This window comes from Microcoleus sp. N9_A1, from assembly GCF_036701795.1.
Classification (GTDB): domain Bacteria; phylum Cyanobacteriota; class Cyanobacteriia; order Cyanobacteriales; family Microcoleaceae; genus Microcoleus.
The window spans coordinates 38,689-53,941 of record NZ_JAUBRI010000025.1 but is presented as its reverse complement, the minus strand read 5'-3'; the positions used below and the strand labels follow the sequence as shown (position 1 = coordinate 53,941).

General features: G+C 44.5%; 14 protein-coding genes, 1 pseudogene and 1 CRISPR repeat array. Of the genes and pseudogenes, 6 read left to right on the top strand and 9 right to left on the bottom strand.

All coding sequences use genetic code 11. From position 1 onward, the window contains the following. Window positions 1-31: 31 nt before the first annotated feature. The 4 genes from QUA58_RS13855 to QUA58_RS13840 all read right to left on the bottom strand — a co-directional run bounded on the left by QUA58_RS13855 (window position 32) and on the right by QUA58_RS13840 (window position 2,534). Window positions 32-541 carry a hypothetical protein gene (locus QUA58_RS13855; protein WP_333394521.1) on the bottom strand — a complete coding sequence of 170 codons (510 nt, stop codon included), beginning with the start codon at window positions 539-541 and terminating at the stop codon, window positions 32-34. Between the two features lie 75 nt (window positions 542-616). Next, complete coding sequence (locus QUA58_RS13850) at window positions 617-1,138, bottom strand: hypothetical protein (RefSeq protein WP_333394520.1); 522 nt, start codon at window positions 1,136-1,138, stop codon at window positions 617-619. A 116-nt stretch (window positions 1,139-1,254) separates the two neighbouring features. Next, entirely contained in the window at window positions 1,255-1,638 is a 384-nt protein-coding gene (locus QUA58_RS13845; RefSeq protein WP_333394518.1) for a hypothetical protein, read from the bottom strand. A 281-nt stretch (window positions 1,639-1,919) separates the two neighbouring features. Further along, window positions 1,920-2,534, bottom strand: coding sequence for a hypothetical protein (locus tag QUA58_RS13840; RefSeq protein WP_333394516.1), 615 nt, complete (start codon window positions 2,532-2,534; stop codon window positions 1,920-1,922). A gap of 536 nt (window positions 2,535-3,070) precedes the next feature. Between QUA58_RS13840 and QUA58_RS13835 the strand changes: the two genes are divergently transcribed. Beyond that, window positions 3,071-3,619, top strand: coding sequence for a GIY-YIG nuclease family protein (locus QUA58_RS13835; protein ID WP_333394514.1), 549 nt, complete (start codon window positions 3,071-3,073; stop codon window positions 3,617-3,619). 1,283 nt (window positions 3,620-4,902) lie between these two features. After that, on the top strand, window positions 4,903-5,265 hold the full coding sequence (locus tag QUA58_RS13830; protein ID WP_333394513.1) for a hypothetical protein: 363 nt from the start codon (window positions 4,903-4,905) through the stop codon (window positions 5,263-5,265). 200 nt (window positions 5,266-5,465) lie between these two features. On the opposite strand, the gene QUA58_RS13825 is transcribed toward QUA58_RS13830, so the two are convergent. Together QUA58_RS13825 and QUA58_RS31515 are read right to left on the bottom strand one after the other, a co-directional pair. After that, complete coding sequence (locus tag QUA58_RS13825; RefSeq protein ID WP_333394512.1) at window positions 5,466-6,605, bottom strand: pentapeptide repeat-containing protein; 1,140 nt, start codon at window positions 6,603-6,605, stop codon at window positions 5,466-5,468. A 129-nt stretch (window positions 6,606-6,734) separates the two neighbouring features. After that, a pseudogene (locus QUA58_RS31515) lies at window positions 6,735-7,640 on the bottom strand (pentapeptide repeat-containing protein); the annotation flags it as partial. A 276-nt stretch (window positions 7,641-7,916) separates the two neighbouring features. Here QUA58_RS31515 and QUA58_RS13815 point away from each other — a divergent pair. Both QUA58_RS13815 and QUA58_RS13810 read left to right on the top strand, forming a co-directional pair. Beyond that, window positions 7,917-8,354 carry a nuclease A inhibitor family protein gene (locus QUA58_RS13815; protein WP_333394508.1) on the top strand — a complete coding sequence of 146 codons (438 nt, stop codon included), beginning with the start codon at window positions 7,917-7,919 and terminating at the stop codon, window positions 8,352-8,354. Between the two features lie 80 nt (window positions 8,355-8,434). Then, window positions 8,435-8,605: a LysM peptidoglycan-binding domain-containing protein gene (locus QUA58_RS13810; RefSeq protein WP_333394506.1), complete on the top strand. Its 171-nt coding sequence runs from the start codon at window positions 8,435-8,437 to the stop codon at window positions 8,603-8,605. A gap of 3 nt (window positions 8,606-8,608) precedes the next feature. Here QUA58_RS13810 and QUA58_RS13805 read toward each other — a convergent pair whose 3' ends face one another. Further along, window positions 8,609-9,514 (bottom strand): DNA/RNA non-specific endonuclease, encoded by a 906-nt coding sequence (locus tag QUA58_RS13805; protein WP_333394504.1) that lies wholly within the window; start codon window positions 9,512-9,514, stop codon window positions 8,609-8,611. Between the two features lie 392 nt (window positions 9,515-9,906). On the opposite strand from QUA58_RS13805, the gene QUA58_RS13800 reads away from it, so the two are divergent. Together QUA58_RS13800 and QUA58_RS13795 are read left to right on the top strand one after the other, a co-directional pair. Further along, window positions 9,907-10,554: an AAA family ATPase gene (locus QUA58_RS13800; protein ID WP_333394503.1), complete on the top strand. Its 648-nt coding sequence runs from the start codon at window positions 9,907-9,909 to the stop codon at window positions 10,552-10,554. Continuing rightward, entirely contained in the window at window positions 10,551-10,940 is a 390-nt protein-coding gene (locus QUA58_RS13795; RefSeq protein WP_333394502.1) for a hypothetical protein, read from the top strand. The genes QUA58_RS13800 and QUA58_RS13795 overlap by 4 nt, the downstream gene beginning before the upstream one ends. 835 nt (window positions 10,941-11,775) lie before the next feature. Beyond that, a CRISPR array of direct repeats spans window positions 11,776-13,770; the repeat unit is 36 nt; unit sequence GTTTCCATTCAATTAGTTTCCCCAGCGAGTGGGGAG. Window positions 13,771-13,957: 187 nt separating this feature from the next. On the opposite strand, the gene cas2 is transcribed toward QUA58_RS13795, so the two are convergent. Together cas2 and cas1 are read right to left on the bottom strand one after the other, a co-directional pair. Next, on the bottom strand, window positions 13,958-14,239 hold the full coding sequence (cas2, locus tag QUA58_RS13790) for a CRISPR-associated endonuclease Cas2 (RefSeq protein WP_333394501.1): 282 nt from the start codon (window positions 14,237-14,239) through the stop codon (window positions 13,958-13,960). Window positions 14,240-14,242: 3 nt separating this feature from the next. Beyond that, window positions 14,243-15,232 (bottom strand): CRISPR-associated endonuclease Cas1, encoded by a 990-nt coding sequence (gene cas1, locus QUA58_RS13785; RefSeq protein ID WP_333394500.1) that lies wholly within the window; start codon window positions 15,230-15,232, stop codon window positions 14,243-14,245. Window positions 15,233-15,253 lie beyond the last annotated feature (21 nt).

Here is a 15,253-nt window from a genome sequence, read left to right as displayed (position 1 = left end):
ATTTATTTTTTGTCTGCAAAACAGAGTGGGATTAACTGTCGTTTTGAATCAACGTTTGAGCAATAATCACCTCACCATCGCTAGATTCACCAGTGATATACAGTCCGATATACGGATTGAATATCACATTATCAATATCAAAAACGTAATAAACTTTGGGATTTTCTAACTGATTAAAAACACCATACAACTGAATAAAAAACTCAGATTTTTCGAGTGGTAGTTGTAGATTTTCTAAATCACCTTCAGATTCTTGAACTATTGTCTCCACAATGACCAGCGTATCAATTACTAAAGGCTTAAATGTTTGGTCAAGTGTTTGGATTTCAATTCGACGTTCTGGCGGTTTGTAAGGCACACTCTTGTTTGAGCCTTTTTCCGAAGCGCGTCGCAGAGCAGCATCGCGAGAAAGAATGGTTTTTTCAGTCACTTTCTGTCTGTGGCGACTAACACTTAACGGTGAATCACCATCACTTGGCCAGTAGTTATAGTCAACAAGAATGGAGCGAAGAAGTTTTAGTGCCAGAACTGCTGTTAGCATAGTTTTTGAATGTGTAAAAAATAGTGTAATTAATCCCGTTTGTTTTTCGTATAAGAAAACAAACGGGATTAATTATCAGGTTTGAACTAGCAGAGATTGAGCAATAATCACCTCATTATCGCTGCTTTCACCAGTAATAAAAAGTCCTGTATATGGGTCAGAACCTGTCATATTACCATCAACAACATAACAAACTTTGGCATTTGTTAGTTGTTTGAAAATGCTGTAGAGTTGCACCAAAAATTCGGATTGTTCGATCGGTATCTCCAATGTTTCCAACTCAGCCATTCCACCTTGTACGTTAGTTGCTGTTGCTTGTACTTCAAGCAGTGCAGTAGCAGCTAAAGGTTTGAATGTTTGATCGAGTGTTTTGTATTCAATTCGTCGTTCTGGTGCTTTGTAAGCAACTTCTGGATCTAACTCCTTCATTGCTGTTCTTCGCATGGTTGCATCGCGGGAAAGAATCGCTTTGTCATCTAAAGCGGTTTTCGATCGTCTGACAGAAAGAGGCGAATCGGATTCGGATTCGGGCCAGTAATTGTAGTCTACGAGGATTTGGCGTAGCAGTTTTGCTGCTAGTCCTGCTGTTAACACCATGTCACTTACTAAGTAATAAATTATTTTTTAGCTTATATCCCTTTTCTGTTTTTGAGTTCATACACCAAAAAGTTGACTTTTATCCCATTTTGTTATAGAGATAAAAGCCAAAAGTGTTAATCGGATTCTGAGCAATTGACTAGAATAACAGAGACAGAATCTGTGGGAAAATTATTAGCTTTGAAGTTGTCCTGTAGAGTCGCAACTACTTTCTCGGCTTTTTCCTTAGACTCGAAGAAATAGGCTTCTTCAAAATCAGTAATCCATTCAGGATTTTCATAGTTAGCCAAGAACAAAATACTACCATGTTCGGTGGCAGCAGCGATTGAATAATAAGCGTAGCAGATAACAAATCTGTGCTCAATCAAAGAAGGAGCATCAGCATTAGGGTTCGGAACAGGGGAATTGAGCATAAAAAAACCAGTAGCGAACTGGTAAACCGCTGCTGTTAGGTAAGAAATTAAGAAACAAGAGACTTGAAAGTATGGATTCTTGTCCAATCGAAAGTATTTCCGATGTAACTGTCAAATAAATGACTGTCACCGCGAAACAAAACCTTGTTGGCAGTAAACCAATGACTTTCGCCACTACAATCTCGAACTAAGGTAAAGGAACGGGAATAGCAGGGAACGATGGCGGTTCCCGCCCCGCAAGCTACGGTAATTCAATTGCACCAACCGCCCAACCTGGACACCAAACATTTCCATAGTGAAAGAAACAGTCTTTTGGTTCAGGAAACCAAGTAATGTGTTCTTGAGTGATTTTTAAGGTTTCCATAGAATCACCAGACAATTTCCTGAAAACTCTTAATCTTTGTCCAATCGAAACAATTCGCTGCGTAAGTATCGAAAAGGTGAGTTTGACGATGATTGCCGTCTCGAATGGCAACATTTTTAGCAGAAACCCAATGGCAGCCACCTTCAGCATCACGAATCAAAGTCAAGCAACGGGAATAGCTAGTAGGGATAGGAAGCTCAATTTGACCGATCGCCCAGCCAGGACACCAATTAGAGGGATTGTACAAGAAGAAACAATCTTTGGGTTCCAGAAACAAATCAATGTGTTTCTGAGATGTTTCTGTTTTTCCATCGTTTCTACCGTTTCCATCGTTTTTGTTTCTCTTCGATTCAATTTCTGCAACAGCTTGATTGAAAGCTTCATCGGTAGGTTCTTCAATGATACCAATCAAACAAAACCATCGGAGTTGGAGAGTTCGTCCGCTTCGGCAAATAGTTTTTTCTGCGCTATGGCATAAGTGCTGGGAGCCGCCATTGAGGAGTTGGTGGTAATAATATGTGAGCCGTTCGGGGGGTAGTTCGATCGGTTTCTTCCCACCAAAAGGACAGCTATGACACGGTTTTTCTGGTACATTGTAAGCACTTAAATCTCTTGCCATGTGTTTTAGGGCTAGTATGAGTTCTAACCTCCCAGTAGAATGAGAGGTCAGTGGTCAGTAGTTAAACAGATTCTGCAATTTTATATGCTGCTAAATTCTCATAGTTAAAGAGCCAAAACATCATCACCCTAAAGCGAAGCATAATGGTTTTCTTTTGCCCTAAATTGTTAGCTCGTAAGAAGCGCAAAAGCTGACGTAGCATTTCTTTATAAATTGCTGTGATTTGGTTCGATTTGTTATAAAGAGCTAAGAATCGATCGAATAGATAGGCAAGGTGAAGGCGACGGTTTCCGCAACTCGGCTAAATAAACCTTCATTTACATCGAAAAGCTAAGGAATCTGTGACAGTATCTCTAGATTTTGCTGATTACATTCATGAATTCTCTAGTTTTTTCAAGAATCACGGTCATCAGTTTGGTATAATTGTGACAGTATCAGTTCCCTATTTGGAGACATTACTACCGGGAGCGTGATGTTTGGTAGAATTCCATTGAGCTAAACTTTCCAGCAGCGATCGTCCAACAATCTTAAAATCTGTGCAGCAACTCGAACTTTTTCCGCAACCCAAACCCAGCTCCGCTAAATCTCCTCAACTAACGATGAGTTCCGAGGCTTTGTATTCTTGGAAACAACGCATTTTTGAACACCAACAATCTGAAAGTGCGCCACAACCGCGACAGGGAAGTCTATTCGAGTTAGCTCCAAATCCCTGTGACTCCAACAGCATAGACCCGTTTGCCCTGGAATTACACAATCTCTCATTTTGTGAGAAACCGGATTGGGGCGATCGTACTTGCCTCTACTTCGTCATTGATAACGCCCTTCCATTAGTTCTTTACGTGGGAGAAACAGACCGCACTCCCAAACAACGTTGGACGAATCACTATTGTCATAGCTACATTGGCAACTACATCGAACTGCATCGGCGTTATTCCCTAGATGTGAGTGTAGCCATAGCATTTTGGTACGGAGCGCCGAGCAATCGAAAAAAGCGGCTGCAACTAGAGTCCGAGCTTATCTACAAGTGGAAGTCGCCTTTTAATAAAGAATGCTGGCAATATTGGGGACAGCCATTTGGTAAGTGAAACTGCTGGGATTCCGCACCTGATAGCAAGTTACTCAAAAAAGTATTATTTGACCCTGCGAACTGGAGAAGTAAGAAAGAGACAAAATCCCGGTTAATAAGCGTAAATGTAGTAGAGGTTGGTAGCAATGCTGCCAGGCAGATTGCATCCGTGCTGTTTCCGTATCTTAAATCTTAGCAAACCGAATTTCTAAGGCTCCCATCCTCATTTTAACCGGATATAGGTAAATGCGAGCGAAAGGTATCAGTAACAGTTCGAGATTGTTCCAATTCACAGAGATTGTTGAATTACTAAACAATCCTTGAAAAAAACCGGATTTCTAGCTGTTTACATAAGCCTCTAGAGTATTTCGAGAAAATCCATGAAAAACATTGTTTATCGATATTCACTCTTGTGTAGCCTAGGACTTCTAACCTTCGTGCCGCTAACAGGAATACTCTCTCCTGGTAGCAGTAGCAGCCAGCTTTCCCCATCAGTTAGTCAAAATCAAGTTTCACGTAAACCTGCTTCCAGTACAAAGCAATAAGTAACTACACAAAATTAATTACATAAAAACTCCTTGCTAGGTAAGGCTTTCACGCGAAATATTGTGTAATTAATTTTGCACGACTACTTACAAGAATTCGGCGTATGGTGTTAGCTTGAGCTATCCCAGCAATTGGCGACCTACCAAGGGCTATGAAGAACGCTTTAGCGGTGCTGATGGATTCTTCCAAGTAACGGGGTTGTCGTCACCGCCACGGTCAACGATTCAGAATGTTTGTAAGAGTGTAATGAATCATAAACTCAATCCCTATGGTACTCGTCCCCGGATGCAGAGGTTACAAATCCAGGGCCGCCCAGCGTGTTTAATTTTGCCTTCCTCTGACCAAGATCGGACGTTGGAAAGAATGGCAACGCTCATTGTCCGCTATCCCACACCGATTCGCCTGAATGGGGGAAACTACAATCACCTCATGTTGTCTGCGAACAAGGAAAACATTCGCCAAATTACTAACGGGCTAAGATTTACAATACCAAGGCGATAGTGTAGCAACCGCCAAGGCTGTTAGGGCATAAAGTGTAAATAGCCCCAATTGCGGTGCGATCGTAAAACCTATTTTAAAAGTTGGGTTCTCAAACAGCTCACCGGAGGCAAAAGTTGTAGATGTTACTCACCAAAATCGATGCACCACACTTAATTTCTGTAAATCCAACGCTTAGTAGAGATTGAGTTGGTGCCAGATTTTTCCCAAGTCGCTGTGTGATTGCATAATAAGAAGCAGACGCATCTCCATCTACCCATGAAAAAGTACCTCAACCTCGCCATCGCCCTCATTGCATCGCTCAAGCCCAAATCCAAAATACCCATAATCGACACTTATGGTCAATTCACGCTTAACCAAGACGAGCAGCAAGCTCTCATGGAATGGCTCTTTGCTAGTTTGATGGGTGCGGGGTACTTCGGCAAAGCTCACCTGATTTGGGATGATGGCAAAGACAGAGAGCGGGAGATATTTACCGCACTGATGCGAAACGAGCCGATATTCCTGTACCGTCAGGGAGCGCGACCCACTCCAACAGTTGAGGGATATTGCTGGCGGTTGATTGGCGAACATCCGAGTTTGCGGGTGTATGAGTTAGAGATGGAAGTTGAGGGAGATTGAGGGCGATTGACAGTGATAAAAACAAGAAAGCCCCAGCATTTTACCGGGGCACGACCAGTTATCGCAACTTTAAAGCCCTTGATTGTACTTGAATCAGCAGCCTTTCAGCGCTCTGTTGAATCGCATCATCGGGGTGCATATCCTAAATACCAATCAGTCGGATAGGGGTATCTTGCACTATGCCTGCAAATACTGCAACGCTACGCAGGCAACCCTAATGCCTTCAATATCATTGGCAATAACTTGCTGCACGCTTCTACAATGCTAGCAGTCTGGGGTAAACTGCTCAATGTTGCCTCAAACATCTTCCTCGCTTTTCGTGTCAGCCCTTCTTTTTTAGCAGGTTCCTCTGTTTGCTTAGCTTCTGCCAAAGCTTGCACCTGCTCTAATAAATCGGCTTTGTCGTGGTCGAATAGGTCGGAATCATTTTCGATCGCTTGTTGGAGTTGTGTTAAAAGTTCTTTGATGTTGGGTTCATCGGTTTTCAAGGAATTGGGCAATTGATTGAGAGTGTTGGTCACGTTGCCGCTAATCATGCCCAAATTAACAACTCCATCACCGCCAACTAACCCGCTGATGTCGCCAATGCTGCCACCGTCTGAATGAATGTTGATTCCCTTATTCTGAGTCACGATTAATTCTCCTTGAACGATTTGAATTGTTTCTGCGTGAATCTTAGATTGATGCGTACCTGTTTGAATAAACTGCTCAATCGTATCTTTAAGTGTACGAATTGCAGAGTCTTGTGCGACCAGTTTTAACTGAACGGCAAGCGGCAATTCCTTGTGGATTCGAGCGTAATCTGTAAAATACTCGTGGCTTAACTCTGATTTATCGGCTCCCGGTGCAGTGGTAAACCGGAGATTCAAGCCATTGTTGCCCCGCCGTTCGATCGCCACAAACCGTAGCTCTTGCTCTGGATGGTTGGCTGATAAGTTTTTAAGTGCAATGGAGATGGCGCGGGGGTCAATATCCTGACTGTGGTACAAATCTAGAGTATCCACGTAAGGCTTGATGAAATCTGCAAACTCTCCCTCAGCAAAGGTTTCTCCCCAGTTATCCGGTTTCCGCAATCGGTTGGGATTATCTTTGGTTTCAAGACGCATGAATACATAGTCGCATTGCACGTCCTCTAGGTTGGTGCTACCTGTTATCCCCCAATCTTCGATACAAGCTTCCGTGAGAATTGCTCCCGTCATATCTGTACCGTCGAGTTGCGCTTGCTTCAGGATGGCTCTGGACAAATCGGCATTCCGCAAATTAGCGCTGTTGAGGTTTGTTCCTATAAAATTGGCATCTTGCAGATTTGCATTTTGCAGATTTATTCCTTCCAAATTCATTCTAATAAATTTTTGGTTGTGACCATTATTACTAACAACAAGTTGGCGTACTCCCGAGTATATGAGATATCCTCGATCAATTTTACAAAGACTTAAACTTCGGGCAGAAAGCCAACAGGTGCCAACAAGATTCGCCCCCTCCAAATTAGTACCTTTTAGATTTACATTTTGAAAAATAGCATTAGTCAAATCAGCCCCCTGGAAAGTGGTGCTGCCTATTGCACAAAAATCAGATACTATTTTCAAAGAAAATGAGAATTTCTCATCCCCTGATAAAGTTTTTAAAGCTAAATAATTACTTAGTAGGATGCCTAAAGTTCCTCCTAATATTGCCCCTGTTGAAGCCCAGTTAACATTAACAGCAGCATCAATTGTTCTAGAACCTAATCCTAAAGCCAGCATTAAAATTGAGGCTGATGCAATTACTATTGCTACGCATCTACATAGAGCATTGCCGATGGCAGAAATTATAGCTATCGAAAGAGTCCCAGCTAACAATCCCGCTAAGGCTCCAGCAATCGCCAGCGAGCCATTCCCTGCTAATGCTACGGCTAAGGTTCCCGCACCGGAAAAGGCAACAGCAATACCTATAGCAGTTGTTCCAGCAACTGCCAAGGTTCCTGCTCCAAAACCCAAAGCTGTTCCCAAGCCTTTCTCAATAGCGATAAATGATAAGCTTGCAAGTATTACCAAAACAAAGATACCAGGAAAAATAGTGAAATCGCTAATAATGGTTTTCTTGAATAAATATGCTGTCCAAACACCAGTGAATGACCATATAAACCCAGCCAGTCCCGATAAAAAAAGTGAAGGAAGCAAAAGTCCAACCAACCAACGTTTTTGCAGTCCTGTTTTGGCTCCTGTGAAATTTGCTCCTATTAATATAGCGTTAGTAAAATTTGCTCCTTGAATATATGCATTACTGAAGTCAATTTTAGACAAATCTTTTCCTTGAAAGCTTTGTCCTTGAAGATTTTTCCCACTAAAATTAAGATATCCACCAGCGTAACGTCTTAAAACCTCTTCAGATTTCATAGCACTTAGGAAAAAATGGAAAACTTACACGCATAGCTTAATACATGAATAGCATCAATAGTCCGGACAGTTTTTGGAACAATACTACAAGCTTTACAAGGCAAGGAGCATAAAAAAGTCGAATTAAATATAAGTCAGGCGTGAATCTGACATTGATTTAATTATCCACAGTGGCCAAAGTCAAGCGAGCATAAGCCATTGGGCAATATAAAAACTGTCCGGACTATTGATAGTATAAATTTTTAATAAAAAGAAACTAGAGCGGTTATTAGTCACATGAGGTATATTTTTGAAACTGAAATAAAACTAACAGCCTCCATGATTAACTCGATCGCCGACCAACTCAACCAAGCTTCCAAAGGCTTGCTCTTCGGAAGCGAAACCGACGCTCCCTTCGAGGTCATTCATTGGCCGACACAGGGAGAACTCACCCCGGCAAAGCTGCTGCAACTCACCGGACACCCGCCCGATGCTTCAGTCGAAGTAGTGACAGTCGATGAGTTCTTTGATGCCGCCACCGCCAAAGAGGATTGGCACGACGAAGAAGAACAAAAAACGGTGCAGCGCTTTGAGAACTTGGTGAGCGTGTTGAAGCAGAACCTATCCCAGTTGCAGGTTTACCGAGTGGGCAGCATTGAAATTGATGTCTACATCGTCGGCGTTGCTCAGTCAGGCGATTGGGCGGGGCTTTCTACTCAGGTAGTAGAGACTTAACAATTTTCAGCCTCAAGGTAGAGAAAAAAGCTCGGGCAAACAGTGAAACTTAAGCAGCTTCAATCAACCTAGAGGAATGTATGGCTCAATCTTACACAGTCCAAGAAGGCGATACGCTTTACGGCATTGCCGAACAATTCTACGGCGACGGCGACGAATGGGAACAGATTTATCTAGCAAACCAAGAAGTTATTGGAGATAACCCCGATTTAATTTTACCCGGACAGCAATTAACTATTCCTGACCAATAGCTTTTACTGACTGTCAACTTTCCCCTCAATCACTTGCTGAACCTGGAGCGGCACATTAGACAAGAAATTCAGCCCCGTCTCCCGCTCCACTTGCTTCACCGAAACTCGAAAGCTTTTCCATCCCCCCCTGCCTTTGACGCTGGCATCGTTCGGCATCATCACCGCGATCGTCCTGGTGTTTGATGTAATTCCCTGCAACCCCAATCCCTGTCTGTCGAGCACCGCGATAACTTTCCAAGTTTTTGCGGGGACTGTAATTTTTTCTGTTTTGCCGATGCTGCCTTTTTTTCCCACGGGCCCCGCTACGATGTAAAGTTCCTTGCCCTGCTGCACTAATTCTCTACAATACTCCTCCAACTCACCCCACACGCCCCTGTTGAGTTCTGGGACTTGGGGCATCATGTTGGTCATCAAAAAGGTAGCGGTGTTATCGGCTTCGTTGCGCGTTCTATCGGCGCTCGGGGCAACGTGTCCCCGGTCGTAGCCGCTTCCGCTGTAATCTGTCGGCCGCACTTTGTACCAAGCAGCGGGGAGCGCATCATCGGGGCGGAAGTTGTCCTGGCGGTCGGCTGACCCAATCCAAGAGCGGTTCAGTTGCCACGAAACCCAGTTGGCGGTCTTAGTTTTGCTGTTGTAGCTCATCACGTACTGCGGCTTCACCATTAAATAGTTGTTTGCGTTCGCAATACTGGAAGCTGCATTGCTGGGATTGCCCAGCAGCAAGTTGGGGTTGTTGGTGGCGGATGCAATTGGTTCTCGCGTTCCTGGTTTTAGTGTTGGTTGCTGCACCCTCGGTTTCTCGCGCACTTGGGGAAGCCGAGACGGTGGCGATGGCGCTGTCAGATTGCAACCGCTAACAATCTCTACCAATACTAGAGCGATCGCCCACCCTTGATAAACTTGCTTCATTGCTCTTACTCCCCAACTTTTTCGTCTCCCTTACCCTGCAAGCTTACAGCAGCATGAGGTACAGATTCCTACTAATTACCCGTTTACCCGTTACCTCAACAAACCTAATGCTTACTGTATTCATTAATTAAGTAATGCAGTAAGTAATGCAGTAAGTAATGCAGTAAGTAATTAAATTATTAATTTGGCTTGGCAGTAAATTAGAAAGACAAACAGCTCAAAAGCACAGCAGCCGTACAACCAGGCAACAACACAACAGAGAGAGAACAGATTGGGTCACATAGCAAGGTTATCAAGTTTTGGTAGTGGATGCCTCAACAAGCGCTATACTTACTGCATTCAGTATTTCAGTAATGCAGTAATCAGTGCAGCAATTAAGTGAGTAAGTAATCATGGCAGCAATTATTGCTTTCGTAAATCAGAAAGGCGGATGTGCCAAAAGCACGACAGCCGTACATTTCGCCCATTGGCTCGTACAGCAGGGCAAGCAAGTGTTGATAGTAGATGCTGATGCTCAGCGGTCTAGTTCCCAGTGGTGCAGCAGGATGGAACCGAGTATCGCCACTCACGTACTGCAAAGTCCCGATGACCTCTTAGACCAACTAACCGACTTAGCGGCTAACGTTGATTACCTCGTAGTGGATGGCCCTGCTGGTTTGAGTGAAGCAACCAGGGCAATCTTGATGAGGGCAGACTTAGCGGTGGTTCCAGTTCAACCGAGCGGTATCGACGTACAATCAGCAGCCGATGCGGTGAGGCTCATCAAACAAGCGCAATCGGTGAGACAAGGCCCGCCCCAAGCGGTGATGTTTCTCAGCCGTGCGGTAAAGGGGACAAAGCTTAAAACCGAAGCAATGGAGCTGTTGGGGAAACTTACCCCCACCATCAAAGTGCTCAAATCGGTGATTCATCAAAAACAAGTGATTGCCGATTCTTCGGGTCAAGCGGCTACGGTGTGGGATTTGGGCGGTCAACCTGCCAAAGATTCCGGGAAAGAGTACGGCCGACTGTTCAAGGAAATCATGGGAGCGCTGAAATGAGTACCAAAAAACGCAAACCACTCGGCAGCGCGATCGAAGAATTTGTTTTTGGTACAAACGAAGCTGCATCACCCCCAACACCACCAGACGTTGTATTGCCAGCACCAACGCCCACAGCATCGCTAACACCGGAAATTGCATTGCCAGTCGCTACACCACCACAGCCGGAAGTATCTGCACCAGAAACAGTTCCCATTCAATCAAAAGAGCCTAGCCTGATGAGCAAACTGCAAGCACCCGATAAAGAAGCAACGGTCAGGTTTACTGTGGATATGTCCGAAACTCTGCACCGTAAACTGTCGATGCTGGCAGCTAGGACGGGGCGCAAGAAAGTGGATATTGTGCGGATGCTGTTGGAGGATGGTTTGAAAGAGGTTGAGGGATAAGGATTCTCTTCCTATTGATGGCGATCGCTGTACTCGGAAAGTGGCGATCGCTCGGAGGAACTGACTGGGTTAAGAAACAGAAGTTTTCCCAAGGAGTGGGGAGCTTCCACTGAAAACCTGGTATCTCTTGAACTTTGACGATCGCCCGTTTCAATTTAATTAGCTTGCCCCACGAGTGGGGAGTATTTAGCGTTAAGTTCCGTGGCTGCGATCGGTTGTTTCCATTCAACCAGGTTTTAAAGATTTAGATTTGCAGAATTCTGAGATTGTCAAAACAGCGGATGATTTGGTTTTGGTGATTCCATAATAAGCGATCGTGTCTGCCCCAATTCTCGTAGGGGCGAGTTCACCAACAATATAATAAACCTGCCACCCAACGACTGAGAATAGTTAGATTTTGCCCCAATCACGGGGCTTTTTTTGTGCTTGTTAATTCTTCGCAATTCGGATTAATTGCAGAAATTTGAGTTGTAGAAGTTTGTGTTTGAAGTTTTCCCGATGTTGAAAACTTAGAGCTTTTGGCACTACAGAAGGCTCTAATTTTTAATTTCTGTTTGCGGTGTCGGGGGGATCGAAGCCTCCTTCGATTCCGCATTAATAGAAGACCTCGACAAAATTTGTCTTAGCTACCTATTTCTAGGCAGTGCCGACTTAAATTTAAGTGCCGTAACCCTTCGGCTGGGGGATAGGACGATGCCTTAAGGACGTTTACTCTATGCGGTAGAGGCGTCCCCCAAAACTAGGCTATTAGAAATCTAGTCTTTTGTCAACAGCTATTTATGGTTTCCCTTAAACTGTCGCATTAATAGAAGACTTCCACTAATTTTGTTTTAGCGTTTCCATTCAATTAGTTTCCCCAGCGAGTGGGGAGTCCAAACAAGTTGACAAGACTGACGACAAAGACACTACGCCATTCAAGCTGTTTCCATTCAATTAGTTTCCCCAACGAGTGGGAGTTTTTGAGACAAAATGAGGTTGGCTCGGTTTTTGATGAGCGTTTCCATTCAATTAGTTTCCCCAACGAGTGGGGAGTTCGAGTACGAATCCGGCTGGTCATTATCGGATATACCAGATAGGTTTCCATTCAATTAGTTTCCCCAACGAGTGGGGAGAAGGCTACAAAGGCGCTGCCGACATCAAGCAAAGTTTCCATTCAATTAGTTTCCCCAACGAGTGGGGAGTAACTGCAAAATGTCACTTCGAGTATCAGACACCTGAAATGTTTCCATTCAATTAGTTTCCCCAACGAGTGGGGAGCTTCCATATGGTTAAACGACGAAAAGCTTTCTGAAGCGTTTCCATTCAATTAGTTTCCCCAACGAGTGGGGAGTTAATAAATACATCACTGCTAATAGAAACCAATTAGGTTTCCATTCAATTAGTTTCCCCAACGAGTGGGGAGACTCAAAGCGCAGACAGACAAGGAAAAAGAAGTTTCCATTCAATTAGTTTCCCCAGCGAGTGGGGAGCTGGGGAAGTTAGCTTGAATGTAGACCTCGTTTTGTTTCCATTCAATTAGTTTCCCCAGCGAGTGGGGAGGCGAGAAATCGCCAAGTTTAAATTGTCTGTTTTATCGTTTCCATTCAATTAGTTTCCCCAGCGAGTGGGGAGGCAGGTACCACCAACCTATTCGCCCGCAGCGAGAACTATGTTTCCATTCAATTAGTTTCCCCAGCGAGTGGGGAGATCAGGAGACACCATCATGTCAGACTTATACGCACCCACTGTAGAAGATGTTTCCATTCAATTAGTTTCCCCAGCGAGTGGGGAGTTCTGTTATCTCCTCTGTTGTCCGTGTCTTGGCTCGTGCATTGTTTCCATTCAATTAGTTTCCCCAGCGAGTGGGGAGGGTGGGTGCGCCTATGTTCGTGGTGCCTCTGGTTATTATGTTTCCATTCAATTAGTTTCCCCAGCGAGTGGGGAGATGGACCAGCTAAGTCGCCTGAGAACTAAGAAGGAGTTTCCATTCAATTAGTTTCCCCAGCGAGTGGGGAGGCTCGCTGCTGCTGAATAACATCACGGCTGCTAACTTCCGGTTTCCATTCAATTAGTTTCCCCAGCGAGTGGGGAGTCTGCCAAGCAATAGCCCTGAAAGACATCACCATGAACAGTTTCCATTCAATTAGTTTCCCCAGCGAGTGGGGAGTGCTACCGTCCCCTCTGTTGTCTCCGTATTGGCTCGTGTTTCCATTCAATTAGTTTCCCCAGCGAGTGGGGAGCCTAACAAGTATATTCACATTACCTATTGAATCGCTAGTTTCCATTCAATTAGTTTCCCCAGCGAGTGGGGAGAAGCTTGGCTGTCAACTAACACCAAACTCTGCTTGAACAAAACCGTTTCCATTCAATTAGTTTCCCCAGCGAGTGGGGAGAGGCCTTTCGCGACGTAGCCGACAGAGAAGGCTTAAAGATGAGCCGTTTCCATTCAATTAGTTTCCCCAGCGAGTGGGGAGAAGATATTCGCGGTAATACTTTCTCACCTTGTCGCGTTTCCATTCAATTAGTTTCCCCAGCGAGTGGGGAGCATATCCGAATGCCCATGCGTCAGAAGTCAACTGCTCACGAATGTTTCCATTCAATTAGTTTCCCCAGCGAGTGGGGAGTCCAGATGTAAAAGCTTCTAATTATTTAGTTGAAGTTTCCATTCAATTAGTTTCCCCAGCGAGTGGGGAGAAAAGCCGTTTCATTTTGGATGTGGTTCTGTTTAGGTTTCCATTCAATTAGTTTCCCCAGCGAGTGGGGAGCGGGGAGAAAGCTTGCAAGTAAGCTTTCCACACAATGAAAAGGTAATGCTGTTTCCATTCAATTAGTTTCCCCAGCGAGTGGGGAGGCCTCCATTATACACTCCATACAGCGCAAGCCATCTAGATGCCGTTTGCGAGGCTCAGGAATTATTGCCAAACATCCCACCGTCACTCATCCATTTTAAACGCTGAAACCTTTGTCTAGCAATGCTGCGAGGCTCGCGACGCAAACAAAGCGTTTGAGCCGATTTACTCCCAGCCTCGCAAAGCCAGCTAAATAATCACCGATCGAGCTGCTTGAGTCACAGGTGCACCGACTCCCAAAACCTCTACCTGTCCCAAAGTATGGCGCGACACCGGATAAAACCGAATGCTATCCTCTTCCAGGTTAATCTTTTTCCCAAGTCGCGATCGCAATTCATCAAACTTAGCTGCACTGAGTACGCACTCAAAAGCGCTATACTGCACCCAAGTTCCGTAACCTTCCAACAAATCATGCACCTTAGAACGTCGCTTGTTGTCAGGAATATCGTAAATCACCACATAAAAAAGCACAACTTAGCGAATTTGGTAAGGTTTATAAAGCTCCGTTGGGTTGTAAACGAATTGTTTGTAAACTTTGATTTGTTGATTCAACAAATCCCACTTAGGTTGTTTCCCCGAATCTGTTTCAATTTCCTCCTCCATACGATCTAAAAAAGCTTTGAGGTACTTCCGTCTGCCAGCATCATTTAAGTAACAACCCCCGTTACTATAAACAAAATCGCTGCCAGCATCTACAAATCGACGATTGACTAAATAAGTAACCAAAGAATCAATAATTGGCGCGCGAAATTCCTCAATCAAATCCGATGCCAAAGCCGCATGGCGATCGGTTCCTTGGTGTAAACAAGCTGAATAAGGATCTAACCCTTGCAGTTCTATCAAACTCAGCAAATGATTCCACAGAACCTGATAGCCAAAACTCAGCATCGCATTGACAGGATTTCCCGGAGGACGGCGCGTTCTGCTGACAAACACAAAATCAGGATTGCTGAGACATTCTTCAAAAGCCGAGAAATACTGAGCAGCCCCAGCACCTTCCAACCCCATCAACCGCTCAATAGTTTCTGCTTCACCCGCTTTTTTAATTAAATGTTCCAAACACTGAATCGCAAAAGCAATGACCTCAGAAGCTTGTCGGCGCTGCTGTCGTTGGAGGATAACCCGGCTGTTTTTCAACTTGGTTTGCACGATGCGTCTGGCCACCTGCAAACGTTCTGCAAAACAAAGCTGTTGCTGGTAGCGAGAAAGTTGCCGGTAGCCGCGCTCGATAGGAAGAATCCGCCCGTAACAGTAACCCATGCGGGAAAGATAAGCGATCGGAATATTCCGCCACAGACAAGTTCTAATTGCTTGAGTTGTGACTTGAGATTGACCAAAAATTAGCAGTTGTTCGAGGAGAGGAAGCTGAACTTCACCGAGTACAGATTCGCCTTTTTTGATAACCAACATTTCTTGGTGCAAGGAAACGTAACAACCGGGCTGAGAAACGTAGACGGTACGCATAAGCAATAAACCAGCCGCTGC

Bases quoted from the DNA above. Each gene is read 5' to 3' on its own strand.
- QUA58_RS13825 (WP_333394512.1), bottom strand. From the start codon at position 6,605: ATGAATTTGGAAGGAATAAATCTGCAAAATGCAAATCTGCAAGATGCC.
- QUA58_RS13815 (WP_333394508.1), top strand. From the start codon at position 7,917: ATGAGGTATATTTTTGAAACTGAAATAAAACTAACAGCCTCCATGATT.
- QUA58_RS13805 (WP_333394504.1), bottom strand. From the start codon at position 9,514: ATGAAGCAAGTTTATCAAGGGTGGGCGATCGCTCTAGTATTGGTAGAG.
- QUA58_RS13840 (WP_333394516.1), bottom strand. From the start codon at position 2,534: ATGGCAAGAGATTTAAGTGCTTACAATGTACCAGAAAAACCGTGTCAT.
- cas1 (WP_333394500.1), bottom strand. From the start codon at position 15,232: ATGCGTACCGTCTACGTTTCTCAGCCCGGTTGTTACGTTTCCTTGCAC.
- QUA58_RS13795 (WP_333394502.1), top strand. From the start codon at position 10,551: ATGAGTACCAAAAAACGCAAACCACTCGGCAGCGCGATCGAAGAATTT.
- QUA58_RS13830 (WP_333394513.1), top strand. From the start codon at position 4,903: ATGAAAAAGTACCTCAACCTCGCCATCGCCCTCATTGCATCGCTCAAG.
- QUA58_RS13800 (WP_333394503.1), top strand. From the start codon at position 9,907: ATGGCAGCAATTATTGCTTTCGTAAATCAGAAAGGCGGATGTGCCAAA.
- QUA58_RS13810 (WP_333394506.1), top strand. From the start codon at position 8,435: ATGGCTCAATCTTACACAGTCCAAGAAGGCGATACGCTTTACGGCATT.
- QUA58_RS13850 (WP_333394520.1), bottom strand. From the start codon at position 1,138: ATGGTGTTAACAGCAGGACTAGCAGCAAAACTGCTACGCCAAATCCTC.
- QUA58_RS13855 (WP_333394521.1), bottom strand. From the start codon at position 541: ATGCTAACAGCAGTTCTGGCACTAAAACTTCTTCGCTCCATTCTTGTT.